General features: G+C 67.2%; 1 protein-coding gene. It reads left to right on the plus strand.

Annotated elements, in window-relative coordinates; all coding sequences use genetic code 11:
* Positions 1-140: transglutaminase family protein (locus ACPYOJ_RS36875; protein WP_481420615.1), on the plus strand; the 140-nt coding region annotated here is incomplete at its 5' end.
* Positions 141-235: the final 95 nt, after the last annotated feature.

The raw sequence follows: 235 nt of genomic DNA on the forward strand, positions 1-235 counted from the left end.
GCACCTATGAGGCCGAGGCGCGGCGGCTGGCGCGCTTCCAGGATCACGGCCATACCCCGGGACCGGTCCAGCCGCCGCCCGAGGAACGCACAAATGAGTTCCCGCTGACCCTCGACTTGCGGACTCCGCTCCTGCAATGAGTATGATGGTGGGGCAGGGAGAGGCGCATGGCCGAGGGCGCAGCCGAAGAGAACGACAAGGCGGGTAGGGCGCCAAGTCAACGTGATGGCCAACG

Source organism: Rhizobium sp. SVR5-9E (assembly GCF_056755095.1).